We start from the raw sequence: 15,861 nt of genomic DNA on the forward strand, positions 1-15,861 counted from the left end.
TTGTCAGCGATCACCGGAAAATCGCCCCCATCGAACACAACCCGTGATGCTGACCCGTCGCGTGATGAACCGGACTTTCTATTTTCAGGATGACATCCATGCGCCCGTTATTTGTGCCTGCCATGGCGTTTGCCTCTTTGTTGCTCGCCGGTTGCGCCTCTGCGCCGAACGACCCGACGCTGACCTTGCAGACCCGTAAGACACCTGCGCAATACGCCGACTGCGTCGTACCGAAGTTGCAGGGCAGTGCGTTGACCCCGACCGTCTCGCAGACCCAGCGCAGCTACCGGATCGTGGTGCCGAGCAAAGTCTCCGCGGACAACGTGCTGGAAGCCTACAAGGCCGGCAGTGGCGGCAAGGTGTTCATCTACGAGCGCCACTTGCTGGCCTCGAACTTCCTGCCGTCGAGTTTTGGACGCGCCGCCCAGGATTGCATCTGACCCCGGACCGCAACGTTTTTCAAGCGCTCCTTTGGTTGGCCGCAACCAACCAATTTTTTGCCCCGCACCGCGTTTCGGTAGCGGGGCTTTTTTTTGTGCGGCCCCATTTGAATAGCCCCACACGATAGGGATCGCCTGATCGATGTCGCGCAGATGAAGGGAGGTTCCTGCACCACGAAATCCCTGTTCTCAGGAGGAAAATCAACGTAGTTTACGCGCCATAAATATAAGGATGTCTGGAGGGGCGGGTGGGAGCTTTTCGTCTGTTGTTGGCCGTTCTGGTGGCCGTTTCTCATATGGGCAAGACATTCGCGGGGCTTAACCCTGGCGTGGTTGCCGTGATTTCCTTTCTGATCATCAGCGGCTTTGTAATGACCTCGCTGATCGAACGCAACTACAAGACGCCGGAGAAAATCGGCCTGTTCTACATGGACCGGGCCTTGCGGCTTTACCCTCAATTCCTGTTCTACTTCCTGGCATCCTGCGCCGTGATCTATTTCCTGCTGCCCGGCACGCCCCAAGCCGCCGAGCTGACGCTCAGGAACATCGTGCAGAGCCTGCCCATGGTGCCCCTCGGTTTCTACATGTTCGGGGTCGCGGGGTCGCTGATCCTGCCGCCGGCCTGGTCGCTGGGGCTCGAGATGTGTTTCTACCTGGTGATCCCTTTCCTGCTTATCTACAAGGCGAGGGGCGTTGCGTTTGCCTTGTCTGTCGCGGTGTTCATGACCGCCTGCCTTGGTTTCATCAACACCGATGTGTACGGCTATCGCCTGTTGCCGGGCGTCTTGTTCATGTTCCTGTGCGGCAGCTACCTGTACAAACCGCAAGCGAAGGGCTTGGCGATCGCGGCCTCCACCGCCGTGGTGGCTGCGTTGATGTTTGCGGCGATCGAAGCGGGGCTGATTGAGCGCCGGCCGTTTAACGCGGAGGTGACGGCGGGCATCGCGTTAGGCATCCCGGCGGTGTACGTGCTGACAAAACTCAAGTTTCATCGGGTTGACGAGTTCCTTGGAGACATCAGCTATGGCGTGTTTTTGAATCACTTTGTGGTGATGTACTTCCTTCGCGCGTTCTGGCCCGTGGCCTACGACGCGCACATCGTTGCCGCCGTTCTGATCCTGTCGTTCGGATTGAGCTGCGCTTCGTACTACGCCATCGAACGGCCGGCCCTGAAACTGCGCCATGCACTTCGGGCGGGCGTGAGGTATGGCGTGGGTAAACCGCAGGGGGGCGAAACAGCGGCTTAGTGCGTGTGAATTTGTAGACGCCTTCTCATACCCTTTTGCATGAAATGATCACGCCAAGGTGCAAGCGCACCATACCCAGGTATGGTAGCTGGCGTGGTGCGTCGCGTTGCAGACTCGGTTCCTGGGCGATCCGTCCCTCTCACGTCGAGAGAGTGGCTGTCGCTCGAGATTCCTTGAGCCAGGCAATCGGAGAATGACCATGACGACGCATCAGAACTTCCCCGCCCCAAAGGCTGGAGCCCATCAGGAAAGGAGCGGTCTGCAAGAGTCAAACACACGCTGGCACAGCACCTCACACCCCGGTGGAGCGGGGGTCGAGGAGCTGGTTTCTTCGCGCTATGCGCTGCGGGTCGGCGAGATCGACGTGCTGGTGATCAGCGATGGGGTGCTGCCTCTGCCGACGTCGACGATGTCCACCAACGTCGACCCGGCCGATCGCGCGGCCTGGTTCAAGGATCAATACCTGGGGCCGGACGCCTTCGATTGGCCACTGAACGTGCTGGTGCTACGCAGCGGCGACCAGACCATACTCGTCGACGCGGGACTGGGAGGACAGTTTCCCGGTTTTCCGCGGGCCGGGATGTTCCCCAAGCGACTGGAAGCAGCCGGCATCGATCTGGCCTGCGTGACCGACGTGGTGATTACCCACATGCACATGGACCATATCGGCGGGCTGCTCGTCGACGAGGTGAAGAGTCGACTGCGCGCGGACGTACGAATCCACGTTTCGGCCACCGAAGTCGCGTTCTGGGCGTCACCCGATTTCTCGCTCACCACCATGCCGACGCCGGTGCCGGACGTCCTGCGCTCAACCGCCCAGCAGTTCATGCAGGAATTCCACAGCAAGCTGCAGACGTTCGAAGACGAATATGAGGTGGCGCCGGGCGTGGTCGTCAAGCTCACCGGCGGCCACACCCCGGGGCACAGCGTGGTCTACGTGAACTCCGGCGGTGAGCGGTTGACGTTCGCAGGCGACGCGCTGTTTCCGGTCGCCTTCGAACACCCCGACTGGCACAACGGCTTTGAACATGACCCTGAGGAGTCGGTCCGCGTTCGGGTCCGTCTGATGCAAGAGGCGGCGGCGAGCGGAGAGTTGTTTGTCGCCACGCACCTGCCGTTCCCCTCCGTGGGCCGAGTGGCCATCGACGGTGATGCCTTCCGCTGGGTCGCCGCCTTCTGGGACTACTGACCGCTGGTTGGATCGGGACCTCCGTTCAGGTCAAGGCAGCCCGTTCGCGCGGGGTGTTCAGGCTGGACGGAGGTTCCAGGCATTGCGGGGAATGCGGCAATTGCACCGTGAGTCTGCGGGGCTATGACTGAAAAGGCTGACGACGCGCGCGACTGAACCAGGTCCAATTCGAGTCAGTTAACACGATCCCGAACAACCGCCTCACATGGCAGCAGCCGATGAACCTCATCAAGTTCCCTGGCGTGATGGACGCCCCATTCGATCAGCGATTCCAGGATGGGCTGCAGGCTTTCGCCCAGCGGGGTGAGCAGGTATTCGATCCCCTGACGATCCAGGGTGCTGGGTTGCCGACTTACCATTCCGTGCTCCTCAAGCGCTCGCAGCTGCTCGATCAACACTTTCTGTGAAACGCCGACAATGCGCTTCTCCAGATCACAGGTGCGTTGCGGTCCGTCCAGCAGCACGTGGAGGATGACCCCTTTCCAGCGTCCGGAGAGCACCGCCAGCGTGCGCTCGATCGGCAAACCCGGCAGTCTATTGATTGTCTTCATGTGTCACCACTGACAAAACGGTGTGTAGATAGGCGCGACTGACGAAAAGTACGCTTTCCTTCCGATCAAGTCCGACCCGAAGGAAGACCCATGATATCTCTGTTTGAATCCCAGTTGATTGGCGGCACCGTTGTGCTGACGAATCGCATGGTCATGGCGCCCATGACCCGTACGCGGACATCCGAGGGTGACGTCCCGAATGAATTGATGGCCGCCTATTACGGGCAGCGAGCCAGTGCCGGCCTGATCGTCACCGAGGCAACGGACGTTGCTCCGTCCAGCAATGGCTACGCGATGACCCCCGGCATCTACACGCCAGCCCAACGGCAGGGCTGGCGGCTGGTGACGGATGAGGTTCACCGCAACGGCGGCACGATATTTCTGCAACTGTGGCACGTCGGCCGGATGGCCCATCCATCGCTCATGCCGAACGGCGAGGCGCCTTGGGGGGTGACCGAGGAAAGGGCGGAGTCGCAAGTGTTTGCCCACGGCCCGGATGGCAAGTTGGCCCATATCCCGGCAGGCAAACCCCGGCGCCTGAGGCCGGAGGAAGTGATGGCGTTGGTCGACACCTTCACCCGAGGCTGCATCCACGCACGGGAGGCCGGATTTGACGGTGTCGAAATCCATGGTGCCAACGGTTACCTGTTCGAGCAGTTCATGAACTCGGTCCTCAACACACGCACTGATTTATATGGCGGCGCAAGCGTAGAAAACCGTACGCGGTTCCTGTTGGAAGTCGTTGAAGCGGCGGTGCGCGAATTGGGCCCGGGACGCGTGGGTGTGCGCCTGTCACCGTTCGGCAAGTTCAACGGCATTCCGGCGGACCCGCTGACCGAGGAAACCTTGCTCTACGTTGCCGAGCGTCTGGGGCGTCTCGGTGTCGCCTATCTGCACCTGGTTTACGAGCTGATGCCTGAGGAAAACATGGAGGTCGCCGAGTTCCAATCGCACCACCTCGACCACGCGCTGCTGGCCAGGGTTCGGGCCGTGTTCCCTGGCGCAATCATCTGGTGTGGCGGATTCACTGATCGCCATAGCGCTGAGGATGCGCTCGACACCGGGTTGGTGGACCTGATCGCCTTCGGCAGGCCCTTCATTGCAAACCCCGATCTGGTTGAGCGCCTCAAGCACGACTGGCCGTTGGCCGAAGCAGACCGATCCACTTATTACACTCGATGCGGGGCGGTGGGGTATACGGACTTTCCTGCCTATTCCCTCAATGGTGCTTCACGCCGGGCAGGCTGATAGCGGCGGTGGGTCGCCGCGGGGGTTACACTCTGTTCCGATTCCTGATCCTGCTGCGGAGCCGAACATGAAAGTTGGCGTGATTTCCGATACCCACGGCCTGCTCCGCGCCGAAGCCCTTGCTGCCCTAACGGGATGCGAACGGATAATTCACGCGGGTGACATCGGCAACGCCGACATTCTCGATCAACTAAAGGCTATCGCGCCGCTGTACGTCGTCCGCGGGAACAATGACCTGGACGCTCCGTGGGCAGAAAGTATCCCCGATCTTCTTCGTTTCGATCTCGACGGATGGGAGACGCTGCTGGTGCATGACATTGCCGATGTCCCGGTCGAACTCGACTCAGCCATCAAGCTGGTGATCACCGGTCATTCGCACAAGCCACGCATAGAGTGGCGCGGTGAACGGCTTTACCTCAATCCCGGCAGCGCGGGGCGGCGGCGCTTCAAACTGCCGGTGACACTGGCGCTGCTGGAGGTGCTCGAGACTTCCATAGAGCCGCGGCTGGTCTCGCTGCTGGAATGATTTAAAAGTAAGAGAGTCACCGGCGAAAACTTTCGAAAAAAAACGGCCCGTTTAATAAAACGGGCCGTCGTTATGAAGGTGCTGGTTCAGATCGGCCTCACAGGTGATCCGCGTCAATCACTGCCTTGGCGAACGCCTGCGGATCTTCCTGCGGCAGGTTGTGGCCGATGCCGCCGTTGATCAGCCGGAACTCGTATTTGCCGGTGAAGCGCTTGGCGTAATCCTCGGGGGCAGGGTGCGGTGCACCGTTGGCATCGCCTTCCATGGTAATGGTCGGCACGCTGATGGATGGCGCGGTGGCCAGTTTCTGTTCGAGCGCCTCGTACTGCGGCTCGCCCTGGACCATGCCCAGACGCCAGCGGTAGTTGAAGACGGTGATTTCGACATGGTCCGGGTTCTCCAGCGCCTTGGCGCTGCGGTCGAACGTGGCGTCGTCGAACGCCCATTTTGGCGAGGCCAGTTGCCAGATCAGCTTGGCAAAGTCATGGGTGTTTTTCTCGTACCCGGCACGACCGCGGTCGGTGGCGAAGTAAAACTGATACCACCACTGCAATTCAGCCTTGGGTGGCAGCGGATTTTTGCCGGCGGCCTGATTGCCGATCAGATAGCCGCTGACCGAGACCAGCGCCTTGACCCGTTCTGGCCACAGCGCCGAGACGATGCCAGCGGAACGCGCGCCCCAGTCATAACCGCCGAGCACCGCTTGCTTGATCTTCAGCGCATCCATGAAATCGATGACGTCACTGGCCAGAGCAGCCGGTTGGCCATTGCGAAGGGTTTTATCGGACAGAAAATGCGTATCGCCGTAACCACGGGCATACGGCATCAAGACGCGATAACCCTTCGCCGCAAGCAACGGGGCGACGTCGTCATAGCTGTGAATGTCGTACGGCCAGCCGTGCAGGAGAATCACCACCGGACCGTCGGCCGGGCCGGTTTCGGCGTAGGCCACGTTCAGCAGTCCGGCCTTGATGTGCTTCAGCGGGCCGAACGGGGAGGGTGTCGTATAAGTGGCGTCTGCCTTGGTTTCAACCGGCTGCGCGGCAGCGGCCGTTTGTGCGTGAGCCACACCGAGCGCGCCGAACAGGGCGAACGCCAGGACTGACGAGCCGACCAGACGGCGGTGGGTTTTACCGTTTTTGTTCTGCAGTGCCATCTTCATGGTGATGTCTCCGTTGCAAGCCGTTGGCCAGGGGTTCTGGCTGAGCCCCTTGAAACCTTGGTTGCATTTCAACGCGGTGACGTATCTGGCCTGTGTCGAGTCCCGGGCCGGGTGAAAACTGATGTATCAGGATGATAGCCAGACACACTGAGATACACAGCAGCGCCGCAAAAAAAGCTGCGATTGGTGCATTGAAAATTCGCGACATTGGCGCAGGGTTGCGACCGGAGGGGCGCGTACACTTTTCAAGATCAATGGGCCGATTGGTGACAGAGGATAAAACCGTGGCGACGAACGACATTCTCAGCGTGAAAATCCCCGACAGCAAAATGGCCCGCGAGGTGACGCAGCTCATTCGCGATACCGAAAGCGACTTGCTGTTTTCCCACTCCACACGCGTCTACTGTTGGGGCGCTTTGCTCGGGGAACGCAAGGGCCTGGCCTTTGATCCGGAGCTACTCTACGTCGCCGCCATGTTCCACGACCTCGGCCTGACCTCGATCTATCACAAAAGCCAGCTTCGCTTCGAAGTGGACAGCGCGAATGCCGCACGCGACTTTTTGCGCGGCCATCACATCGCCGAACGGGACATCGAGAAAGTCTGGAACGCCGTCGCGCTCCATACGACACCGGGCATCCCAGAGCACATGCATGCAGAAATCGCCCTGGTGCAGGCCGGCGCGGGGATGGACGTTGCGGGGCGTGGTTTTGAGCTATTCACAGACGCGCAACGCGAAGCGGTAATCGCCGCCTATCCTCGCGATGCCGATTTTGCCCATCAGATGATCGACGCGTTTTATCACGGCCTGCAGCATCGTCCTCACAGCACATTCGGAACCTTTAACGATGATTTCCTCGCCTGCAAGGATCCGGGTTTCCAGCGCGTAAATCTTTGCAGCGTCATCTTGAACTCCCGTTGGGAGCGATAAGTTTCCACTCAGCGCCGAAGATTCTTTGGCCGGGCGATGCCCTTCGCGCGGATCGGTTCACACAATGGCTCAACCCCTGGTGTTCCAGGTCACCGCGCACAGCGCCAGTCCGGCCACATTGAGGGTGACGGGATTGAAGGCATCCCTGAGCATGGACGGGTTGAAAATCGCGACATCGAATAGCAGAGCAGCCAGTGCCGTCGAGGCAACAATCAGCGGCCAGGCAACGCGTGACGCGAGCAATAGCCATAAGGCCAAGGCAATTTCCGCAACGCCGGCGGCATAAGCAAACAACGCCACCTGATCGATGCCATGGGCTTGAATCATGGTCCGCTCGCCGGGGCTCAGCCACAGCAACTTGGGCACCAGACCGTGGTAGGCAAACATGAACGTCAGGCTTCCTCGGGCGATCCAGTGGGTGCGTTTCAAGACGCTCACGTGGGCGTTTTCAAGAATCGACGTTCATGGTCGGGATGGGGCAACAGGCACGTGTCGTATTTTCCAAAGAGCCGATATCGATTCAGCGCAATGCGATCGTAGGCCCAATCGCGCAGCCTGCGTGGGCAGGCACGCAACAGTCCCAATGGACGCCAGACGCGAGGCAACTGCGCAATGACTTCAAAGACGGCATCCGAACGCACCCAGTAGTGCCGGTCGCGGATCACGGCCATGGTATCGAATTGATCCAGCGGCAAACCTGCCCACGCCAGCAGCGCCTGCCCCTCGGGCGATTGCACTGCGGCCAACCGCACGTGTCGGTCGTGGTCGTGACGGATCAGGAACCTGGCCCAACCGCTACATAGCTTGCACACGCCATCGAACAAGACCACGGTCTCGCCTGGCTGGAGCAAGGGCGCGGGGGAGGGGCGAATGGTGGACGCTGGCATAGAAAGGGGTCCATGGGAGGTGTCCCGGATCATACCCGCGTGCCGGGGCGAAAGTCTTTACCGGAAGCGGCAGCCTCTATCGAGACGGCCGCTGCACGATGCGTTCGCAGCGCAGTCTGACCGGCCTCAATAAACCTGAGGCACGATGATTTCCGGCGGTGTCGGGTTGCGCGAATAGTCTTCCTGGCGCTCGCGTTCCGGTAACTGGATCACCGCCTGTTCCACCTCTTCATAAGGCATCTGTTTGAGCAGGTGATTGATGCAGTTGAGCCGGGCCTTTTTCTTGTCGTCGGCCTGCACCACCCACCATGGCGCCTCGGCGATGTGGGTGCGTTCGAGCATGATTTCCTTGGCCTTGGTGTAGGCTTCCCAGCGTCGACGGGACTCGAGGTCCATGGGGCTGAGTTTCCATTGTTTGAGCGGGTCGTGAATACGGCTGAGAAAGCGCAGGTGCTGTTCCTGGTCGGAGATGGAGAACCAGTATTTGATCAGCTGAATGCCGGAGCGTGCGAGCATCCGTTCGAACTCCGGCACGGTGCGGAAGAACTCTTCATATTGGTCGGCGTTGCAAAACCCCATGACCTGCTCGACACCCGCGCGGTTGTACCAGCTACGGTCGAACAGGACGATTTCACCGGCCGCCGGCAGGTGCGACACGTAGCGCTGGAAATACCACTGCGTGCGCTCGCGGTCGTTGGGCGCGGGCAGGGCGGCGACCCGGCAGACCCGAGGATTGAGCCGCTGGGTGATGCGCTTGATCACTCCACCTTTCCCTGCAGCATCGCGTCCTTCGAACAGAATCACCACCTTGTGCCCGGTCTTGACCACCCAACTCTGCAACTTCACCAGTTCGCCTTGCAGACGAAACAGTTCGCTGAAGTAGCGGCGTCGTTCTTCCTTTTCGCTGTTGTCGCCGACGTGCTCCTCGAACAGCGAGTGGAGGTCGTGTCCGTCCTCGAGTAATTCCAGTTCCAGCTCTTCGTCACTGTGATCGAGCAGCTCGCGATGGATGCGTTGCACCAGGGTGTCATTGGTTAAAAGCATGGCGGGGACTCCGGACGACGGTGGAAGTGGCCATGCTAGGCCGGGGGACATGACGAAGAAGTGACGATGAAGGCGCTGGGTCAATAAAGCGAGCTGTCATCCTGGTGTCACCTAAGGCATGGCAGGATCATCACAAACCGTCTTGAATACCCAGCGCAACCCGCGCCCAAGGGCTGATGAATTTGCCAGGAATCGCCACCATGAAAGGAGATGCCCCTCTGTTTGCGGCCATTGACCTTGGCTCCAATGCGTTTCGCCTGATGATTGGCCAGTCGGTCAGACGCAACCAGCAGATCGTGATTCAGGAAGTCAAAACCCTGCGCGAGCCGGTCCGTTTGTCGGAAGGATTCCAGGGCGGCGCGCTGGATGAGCTGGCGCTGGATCGGGGGTGGCAGGCGCTTGCGCGATTCGGTAAAAAACTGCGCGGCTTCGAGGCCGGGCGGGTACGGGCCGTGGCGACCAGCGCGGTGCGCGAAGCTGACAATGCCCAGCTGTTTTTGACCAGTGCCGAGCGCCACCTGGGTTTCCGGATTGACGTGATCTCCGGGCATGAAGAAGCCCGGCTGGTGTATGCCGGTGTTGCACACACAATACCGAGTGCCGCGAGCATGCGACTGGTGGTGGACATTGGTGGTGGCTCCACCGAGTTGATTCTGGGGCAGGGCACCCAACCGCTATTGACCGAAAGCATTGCCATTGGCAGCGGCACCTTTGGCACGCGGTACTTTCAGGGCGGGTGCATTACGGCTCAGGCCCTGCTGGAAGCCGAGCGTGTGGCTACCGTGCAGTTTGAAAAGGTCGCCCGCCGTTACCGGGCGCTGGGTTGGCAGCAGTCCATCGGCTCTTCAGGCACCGCGCGGATGCTCGCCAAAGTCCTCAAGGCCAACGGCTTGAATGACGATGGCCAAAGCGGAATCACCTACGGCGGCTTGCTGCGCTTGTCGTTGCGCCTGCTTGAAGCGGGGCATGTCAATCAGCTCGGATTGGCGGGCTTGCAAACCCATCGCCTGAGCAGCCTGCCGGGCGGGCTGGTGGTCATGCTGGCTGCGTTCAAAGTGTTTGGTATCTCGCAGATGACACCTTCCGAGGCGGGTTTGAGGCTCGGGGTGCTTCATGGGTTGATGGCCAGGCACTGACAGCTCGGGGCAAGGGTTTCGACATCGTTGGCCCCTCGGAGCCGTGAGTGACCCCAAAAGGGATCGCTGCACAGCTCATCGTCAGTTACGCATTCACCACAGCGAGTGGCACTTACTTGGGTAGATCAATTTTATCCAGCACCCGGTTTGCGGTGATCTCCGCCATCATGATGCTGTTGGAAATACCCAGCAGGGCGTAGCGCGACTCGCCCTCCAGGTGATCCACCAACTGGTGCACCATCACGTCGACCGAGGCCAGCGTCTCGACCAGGTAGACCCCCAGTGTTTCGGCCGTGGCGTCGGGGTCTACGGAAAACAGGGTACTGCGCGTTCGAGGGGTGGCTTTGATGTCAGCGTTCGACGGGAAGTGAAAGTCGAGGGCGCGTTCGGCGGCCTCGTTGAGTTTTTTGGAATCGATGGATTCGTAGGGGGAAACGTCGTCCGTTTCGGGTGGGTTTGGCGTTGGTTTGAACATAGATGAAACTCCAGATATTGAAAGTGGAGCCATCACCCTCGCTACCAAACGGGGTGGCGGCCATACGGAGGTTGGTAGACCGGTTATCTGGCAACCCGGCGCGCCCAAAGGCGCCCTACGCATGGCCACCATATAAACAGAGGACAATAAAAATCGCCTGTCATTAGGTGCGCTATGCGCCGGATAACCGGGCTACCAAACCCGATCGCTGTTCTTCAGCGACGGAGTAACGATAAAACCCAGGCCCAAGGCGCACAAGCCGGCGGATTCTGGCGCAGTCGTAGGTAACGGCGCAAGGATGTGTAGCCTGAGAGAGTGTCTGGAGATGTCGATTAAACATCTCCGTTTAATGTCCCATTTCAGATCAGTTATGAAGGCTACGTCGTGTAAATTGATCTGTCCCCTTAACTGAAGGTAGCTAATTTAAGAAATTATTCTCCATGCGACTCCGCTACGGCGGCTTGCGGGCTCTGTGCCCGTGCTGCCGCTGCCCTGCCAACCGGTATGGGAATAATAGGTTAAAAGGTGCGCCGAATTATTCAAACTTTTGTCGCCCCCCCACGAATCGAACGCACCCAGGTTTGTATATTTGGTCTGGAGTACCGTCAGGTGGACAACTCTGCCGTCATCCGTCACGGGGTGGCTTGCTGATTGTTGTGTGCGCCATGTTTGATAGGCGTCCCAGTTAGCTTTCGCTTCCATGTATATGTAATTGATGACATTGGCGCAGGTGACGTGGATGTATTTTTTTTTGCCCGCGTTATCTGAGACGGTGATAATTGCTGTTCCATTTCCCTCACTTCGTATCACTCCCCACCGCGGGTCTACTGAGGCTATGCGTTCATTGGAGGATGTGAAGGTGATAGGAGGCGCGCCGCCGGTCGCTGCACGCTGCTCGAAAGTACCTTCCGGATCATTACCAGTGAAGACCCATGGTAGGGTTGTTCCTGCGATAGATATATTCTCGCCACTGATAGTTACCGGTGAGGTGTCCACGATGATTTCGGGGGTGATCCAAACCGTGTACACCCGCTGCGGAAAACTCACCACTGTCGCCGCATCGACCACCTTGCCGAAGTTCACCGCAAAGGCGATCGTGACATCGCTCTCATCCTTGAGGCTTTTCAACCAACTGATCAGCGCCGCTGTCAGCGGTATCACCACATCCGACGGATCAAACCGGTGGACATCCCCCTTCCAGATAATATGGGAGTCCGGCTGACCATTGGCCAAAGTCCCTTCAAAACTCAACCAGACAGGCATATCCTTCGTCTGCAACAGCCACCGCGCAATGCTCAGTTTGTCGGTTTCGAGCAGCTTGGTAACTTCCAGATTTTGCTCGGCATAATTGAGAATGACCGGCATCGACAGCCGCGGATCCTCATGCGCAATCCGATTTACCGTCAACACCAACGGCAACGACTCGGCAATCACCTCCCCACCCCGAATCAGGTCCCAACGCAACTGCGCTACCTTACCGTGCCATAGCCCCAAAAACGCCGCATCCAGAGTGAAGATGGCGAAGGTCGGAGCGAGCGGCGACACCGGAAAAACCGGCGAGCCCGGTAATGGATTTTCCAACACCAGTTGCGCCTTATCACCGGGCTGCGCCGCCGCGAAGTCGACGCGCACGCTGACACCTTGTGGGTAATTCAATGCATCGATGGGGTTGATGGCTGGAGGCACTAGCGTCGGTGCATCGATCTCAATCGTGTTTTCACCCACCACCAACGCCATCGCCGTTTTCGAGCCGCCAACCAAAGTGGCGCCATCAAACAATTCATACTTCACCGCCACCGTGTACCCGGCCAGGACCTTGTCGTTCGGCACCTCCAGCACAAGAGTCTTTTTCTGCCCGAACTCATCGGCCTCGACCGTTCCCGACACGCGCACAACCACATCGGTTTGCCCGGTCAAGGTGGCGGTATAGACGGCGTTGACGGTGTACCCCACCTGGAAACGCGAATCGGCCGTCAGGATGATCAGCTTCAACGGGTTCTTGCCCAGTTTTTTCAGATCGATGAAGTTCAAGTCATCGCCGGGGTCGTTCAGTTGCTCCCGCAGCAACGCGGCTGGCAACAGGAGGCCAGCCAGATCCTCGTCCACCCTTTGCGTCGCCGACCACACCGCATCCGTGTCCGGGGTATTGCCGAGTTGGTCGGTGACGGTGCAGGAAAAATCGAGCGTGCCATCCGACCTTGCCGCGCGTTCCAGGTAGTCGCGAATCACGGTAAAGCACACGGTGATCGGCTCCGCCGAGCCTGGGTTTGGCGGCTGAGGCGCTTCATCAGCGCCGACCTTGTACGTCATGATTTCGCCGTTGCACTTCAAGGTGATCGTGTCGTAGGCCCGGCAATACGGGTAGGACACGCACACCTGGGCGCTGACAAAGTCAGGGCCGACGCCATTCTTGATCGCGTCGGGCAACAGCAGCGCCAGCTCGGAATGGCCGTCGATCTCGGGGAACCGGTCTTTCAGACCGGGACGGATTTTGTTGTAGAGCAGGGTCAGATTGGGCTCGGATGTTCCGATGTTCGAACTGTTGCGGGTGATGGTGTAAAACAGCTCGTTGATCCGGTCAGGATGAAGGCGGCCTTTGGGGATGCGCAGGCGCGTTTTGGCGTTCACATCGGTAATGAATGCACTGCTCAGGAACGTGGCGTCCCCCGACAGCCAGAGCCAAATGACGTCACCCGGCTCGACCGTGCCTACCAACGGCGGATCCACCTCGACCGTCGCCCCCTCGCCATCGGGGATCAGGTCATAACTTGCCAGGGAGAGTCCGACGTGCGCGCCTACGACCGGTCGGGTTGCAAGCAACAACTGGGGCGGGTCTAGCGCGAGGACGGCGTTGTCGGGGGATTCGGGGGTAGTCATGGCTGAGGCTCCGTCACAATGGCAGTGGACTGGAGCTATCAGATAGCGGAACGGCAGAGGCGGCTACTGTCAGATCTGACAGTGGCGACGAGTGGTCGTCATACATGGCACTGATCGCCTGGACGCAAACCGTCAGTCAGCGGCACTAAACGACGGGCAAACGGCAACTATCCTGAATCGGGCGAAAACCATCCTGAAGGAGCGGCAACTCGATGAAGAAGGAAACGAACGGCGCGAAGGAAGGAGAGGGTGAAGAGGCCTCTTCGCTGATAGACGCGAGAATCAAGGAGCTGAACGATTGGCGGGGCGAAACGCTGGCCAAGGTCCGGGCGCTGATCCGGGAGGCTGATCCTGACGTGGTCGAAGAATGGAAGTGGCGGATTCCGGTGTGGTCGCATGCGGGCATCATCTGCACCGGGGAGACGTACAAGAATGCCGTGAAGATGACCTTCGCCAAGGGGGCATCGCTGGAGGATCCTTCAGGGCTTTTCAATGCCAGTCTTGAAGGCAATACCCGACGGGCGATTGATGTTCATGAGGGGGAGGAGATTGATGAGACAGCGTTGAAGGCGTTGATCGTTGCGGCCGTCGCGCTCAACACCTCGCTAACGACGTCGCGTGGCAAGACGGCGAAATGAGAGCAAAGGAGGTGGGGTTGTTCTTCTCCTTGCAACCTTGTTTTGCTTTGGTGGATTTACATCATCACAGATTAGCTTGACGCAATTTTTGTAGCAGCTGGCGAAGCCTGCGTTCGGCTGCGAAGCAGCCGTGAAATCAGGCGACGCGGTGTATCAGGAAAACCGCGTGCTCAGGATTTACGACTGCTTCGCAGCCGAACGCAGGCTTCGCCAGCTGCTACAGGTCGCGTCACAGACAGGGTTATTTATGACCCTGAGATAAATTCGTCGCCATTTCTCGGCAGTCCTGGTTTGTGCTTAGCACCGTCCCAGCCAAGCGCCCCGCTCAAACCACATTCTGTGAACCCCCACCCCACGTTTCGCACCTTGAAGCCCCAGCCCGTCGGCCTAGGATGGGCCTCAGTGGTTGCACCGGACTGTTGGCCTGCGTTCCGCCATCGGCGCTGCCCATAACAATAAAAGACCCACCTTGCCCGGACTGGAGAGAAACTGATGAAACCCCTGATTGGACTTATGCTGGGCGATGTCACCGGCATTGGCCCCGAGTTGGTCGTCAAGCTGTTGTCGACGCCTGAGGCACGTGAGCGGGCGGATGTGGTGATCATTGGTGACGAGCGTGTGCTCGAGCTCGGCATGCGTGACGCCGGTCAGCGCATTCCTTACCAGAAGATTGTGCACCTGCGCGAGGCCGACCATTCTCAGGCGGCCGTGCCCTTGATCGATTTACACAACGTGGACCCTGCGCTGTATGAGCGTGGGCTGGTCAACGCGGAGTCGGGTCGTCTGACCGGTGAAACCCTGAAGATCATGACCGACATGGCCCTGGCCGGTGAACTCGACGGCATCTGCTTCGCGCCGCTCAACAAGGCCGGCCTGCATCGCGGTGGCTGGAAGTACCACGACGAACACCAGATGTTTGCCGCCTGGACCGAGCATGTCGGTTACTTCGGCGAAGTGAACATCATCCCGCAGTTTTCGACCTTCCGCGTGACCTCCCATGTGGCGTTGCGCAAAGCCGTCGACATGGTGCAACCGGACCGCATCGAGGGTGCGCTGCAACTGGCCCACGACACCTTGCGTGCACTGGGCAACAACGCGCCGCGCATCGGCGTCGCGGCACTCAATCCCCATGGCGGCGAGAACGGTCTGTTCGGTGATGAAGAGATCACGATCATCCGCCCGACGCTCGAAGCCTTGCGCCTCAAAGGCCTGGCCTGCGAAGGGCCGTTCCCGTCGGACACGGTGTTTATCAAGGCGCGTAACGGCGATTTCGATGCGGTGGTGATCATGTATCACGACCAGGGCCAGATCGCGACCAAACTGCTGGGCTTCTCATCCGGCGTGACCCTGACCGGTGGCCTCAAGACCGTTTACGCAACCCCGGCGCACGGCGTGGCGTACGACATCGTCGGCAAAGGCATCGCTGACGTTGGCGCCATGTCGGCCGCGTTCCGTGTCGCCGCCGACAACGCCGCTGCACGCAAAGCCAAACGCTAAGCACCCGCCAAGTGA

General features: G+C 59.5%; 16 protein-coding genes. 9 read left to right on the top strand and 7 right to left on the bottom strand.

Translation table 11 applies throughout. The annotated features are described in order from the left end of the window. Positions 1–98 precede the first annotated feature (98 nt). From ACA049_RS11945 to ACA049_RS11955, 3 genes are all read left to right on the top strand, one after another. Positions 99–440 (top strand): hypothetical protein, encoded by a 342-nt coding sequence (locus ACA049_RS11945; protein WP_497335627.1) that lies wholly within the window; start codon positions 99–101, stop codon positions 438–440. A 248-nt stretch (positions 441–688) separates the two neighbouring features. After that, positions 689–1,687 carry an acyltransferase family protein gene (locus ACA049_RS11950; RefSeq protein ID WP_497335629.1) on the top strand — a complete coding sequence of 333 codons (999 nt, stop codon included), beginning with the start codon at positions 689–691 and terminating at the stop codon, positions 1,685–1,687. 199 nt (positions 1,688–1,886) lie between these two features. After that, entirely contained in the window at positions 1,887–2,876 is a 990-nt protein-coding gene (locus ACA049_RS11955) for an MBL fold metallo-hydrolase (RefSeq protein ID WP_497335631.1), read from the top strand. Between the two features lie 173 nt (positions 2,877–3,049). Here the strand turns inward: ACA049_RS11955 and ACA049_RS11960 are convergent, their stop codons facing one another. After that, entirely contained in the window at positions 3,050–3,427 is a 378-nt protein-coding gene (locus tag ACA049_RS11960; RefSeq protein ID WP_497335633.1) for a winged helix-turn-helix transcriptional regulator, read from the bottom strand. Between the two features lie 90 nt (positions 3,428–3,517). Here ACA049_RS11960 and ACA049_RS11965 point away from each other — a divergent pair, with 90 nt between their 5' ends. Together ACA049_RS11965 and ACA049_RS11970 are read left to right on the top strand one after the other, a co-directional pair. Beyond that, complete coding sequence (locus tag ACA049_RS11965) at positions 3,518–4,675, top strand: alkene reductase (protein WP_497335635.1); 1,158 nt, start codon at positions 3,518–3,520, stop codon at positions 4,673–4,675. Between the two features lie 67 nt (positions 4,676–4,742). Further along, a complete protein-coding gene (locus ACA049_RS11970; RefSeq protein ID WP_497335637.1) occupies positions 4,743–5,201 on the top strand; it encodes a metallophosphoesterase family protein in 459 nt (152 codons plus the stop codon). A 97-nt stretch (positions 5,202–5,298) separates the two neighbouring features. Here ACA049_RS11970 and ACA049_RS11975 read toward each other — a convergent pair whose 3' ends face one another. Then, complete coding sequence (locus ACA049_RS11975; protein WP_497335639.1) at positions 5,299–6,363, bottom strand: alpha/beta fold hydrolase; 1,065 nt, start codon at positions 6,361–6,363, stop codon at positions 5,299–5,301. Positions 6,364–6,692: 329 nt separating this feature from the next. Between ACA049_RS11975 and ACA049_RS11980 the strand changes: the two genes are divergently transcribed. Next, entirely contained in the window at positions 6,693–7,292 is a 600-nt protein-coding gene (locus tag ACA049_RS11980; RefSeq protein ID WP_497336829.1) for an HD domain-containing protein, read from the top strand. 69 nt (positions 7,293–7,361) lie between these two features. Here ACA049_RS11980 and ACA049_RS11985 read toward each other — a convergent pair whose 3' ends face one another. The 3 genes from ACA049_RS11985 to ppk2 form a co-directional block, all read right to left on the bottom strand. Then, entirely contained in the window at positions 7,362–7,679 is a 318-nt protein-coding gene (locus ACA049_RS11985; protein ID WP_497336831.1) for a DoxX-like family protein, read from the bottom strand. Between the two features lie 47 nt (positions 7,680–7,726). Then, on the bottom strand, positions 7,727–8,179 hold the full coding sequence (locus ACA049_RS11990) for a thiol-disulfide oxidoreductase DCC family protein (RefSeq protein WP_497335641.1): 453 nt from the start codon (positions 8,177–8,179) through the stop codon (positions 7,727–7,729). 126 nt (positions 8,180–8,305) lie between these two features. Then, positions 8,306–9,223: a polyphosphate kinase 2 gene (ppk2, locus tag ACA049_RS11995; protein WP_497335643.1), complete on the bottom strand. Its 918-nt coding sequence runs from the start codon at positions 9,221–9,223 to the stop codon at positions 8,306–8,308. Between the two features lie 200 nt (positions 9,224–9,423). Between ppk2 and ACA049_RS12000 the strand changes: the two genes are divergently transcribed. Beyond that, entirely contained in the window at positions 9,424–10,359 is a 936-nt protein-coding gene (locus tag ACA049_RS12000) for a Ppx/GppA phosphatase family protein (RefSeq protein ID WP_497335645.1), read from the top strand. 112 nt (positions 10,360–10,471) lie between these two features. Here the strand turns inward: ACA049_RS12000 and ACA049_RS12005 are convergent, their stop codons facing one another. Next, entirely contained in the window at positions 10,472–10,834 is a 363-nt protein-coding gene (locus tag ACA049_RS12005; protein ID WP_497335647.1) for a DUF6124 family protein, read from the bottom strand. 423 nt (positions 10,835–11,257) lie between these two features. Beyond that, positions 11,258–13,711 (bottom strand): immunoglobulin-like domain-containing protein, encoded by a 2,454-nt coding sequence (locus ACA049_RS12010; protein WP_497335649.1) that lies wholly within the window; start codon positions 13,709–13,711, stop codon positions 11,258–11,260. A 212-nt stretch (positions 13,712–13,923) separates the two neighbouring features. Between ACA049_RS12010 and ACA049_RS12015 the strand changes: the two genes are divergently transcribed. Next, complete coding sequence (locus ACA049_RS12015) at positions 13,924–14,349, top strand: DUF1801 domain-containing protein (RefSeq protein ID WP_497335651.1); 426 nt, start codon at positions 13,924–13,926, stop codon at positions 14,347–14,349. A gap of 492 nt (positions 14,350–14,841) precedes the next feature. Continuing rightward, the gene (locus tag ACA049_RS12020; RefSeq protein WP_497335653.1) at positions 14,842–15,846 is read left to right on the top strand and encodes a PdxA family dehydrogenase; all 1,005 of its coding nucleotides are present in this window, start codon (positions 14,842–14,844) and stop codon (positions 15,844–15,846) included. Positions 15,847–15,861: the final 15 nt, after the last annotated feature.

The sequence above is a fragment of the Pseudomonas sp. LBUM1662 genome (assembly GCF_059695915.1).

Coding starts and splice junctions, on each gene's coding strand:
- ACA049_RS11970 (WP_497335637.1), top strand. CDS start 4,743: ATGAAAGTTGGCGTGATTTCCGATACCCACGGCCTGCTCCGCGCCGAA.
- ppk2 (WP_497335643.1), bottom strand. CDS start 9,223: ATGCTTTTAACCAATGACACCCTGGTGCAACGCATCCATCGCGAGCTG.
- ACA049_RS11945 (WP_497335627.1), top strand. CDS start 99: ATGCGCCCGTTATTTGTGCCTGCCATGGCGTTTGCCTCTTTGTTGCTC.
- ACA049_RS11990 (WP_497335641.1), bottom strand. CDS start 8,179: ATGCCAGCGTCCACCATTCGCCCCTCCCCCGCGCCCTTGCTCCAGCCA.
- ACA049_RS11965 (WP_497335635.1), top strand. CDS start 3,518: ATGATATCTCTGTTTGAATCCCAGTTGATTGGCGGCACCGTTGTGCTG.
- ACA049_RS11960 (WP_497335633.1), bottom strand. CDS start 3,427: ATGAAGACAATCAATAGACTGCCGGGTTTGCCGATCGAGCGCACGCTG.
- ACA049_RS11985 (WP_497336831.1), bottom strand. CDS start 7,679: ATGTTTGCCTACCACGGTCTGGTGCCCAAGTTGCTGTGGCTGAGCCCC.
- ACA049_RS12005 (WP_497335647.1), bottom strand. CDS start 10,834: ATGTTCAAACCAACGCCAAACCCACCCGAAACGGACGACGTTTCCCCC.
- ACA049_RS11980 (WP_497336829.1), top strand. CDS start 6,693: ATGGCCCGCGAGGTGACGCAGCTCATTCGCGATACCGAAAGCGACTTG.
- ACA049_RS12010 (WP_497335649.1), bottom strand. CDS start 13,711: ATGACTACCCCCGAATCCCCCGACAACGCCGTCCTCGCGCTAGACCCG.
- ACA049_RS11975 (WP_497335639.1), bottom strand. CDS start 6,363: ATGAAGATGGCACTGCAGAACAAAAACGGTAAAACCCACCGCCGTCTG.
- ACA049_RS12020 (WP_497335653.1), top strand. CDS start 14,842: ATGAAACCCCTGATTGGACTTATGCTGGGCGATGTCACCGGCATTGGC.
- ACA049_RS12000 (WP_497335645.1), top strand. CDS start 9,424: ATGAAAGGAGATGCCCCTCTGTTTGCGGCCATTGACCTTGGCTCCAAT.
- ACA049_RS12015 (WP_497335651.1), top strand. CDS start 13,924: ATGAAGAAGGAAACGAACGGCGCGAAGGAAGGAGAGGGTGAAGAGGCC.
- ACA049_RS11955 (WP_497335631.1), top strand. CDS start 1,887: ATGACGACGCATCAGAACTTCCCCGCCCCAAAGGCTGGAGCCCATCAG.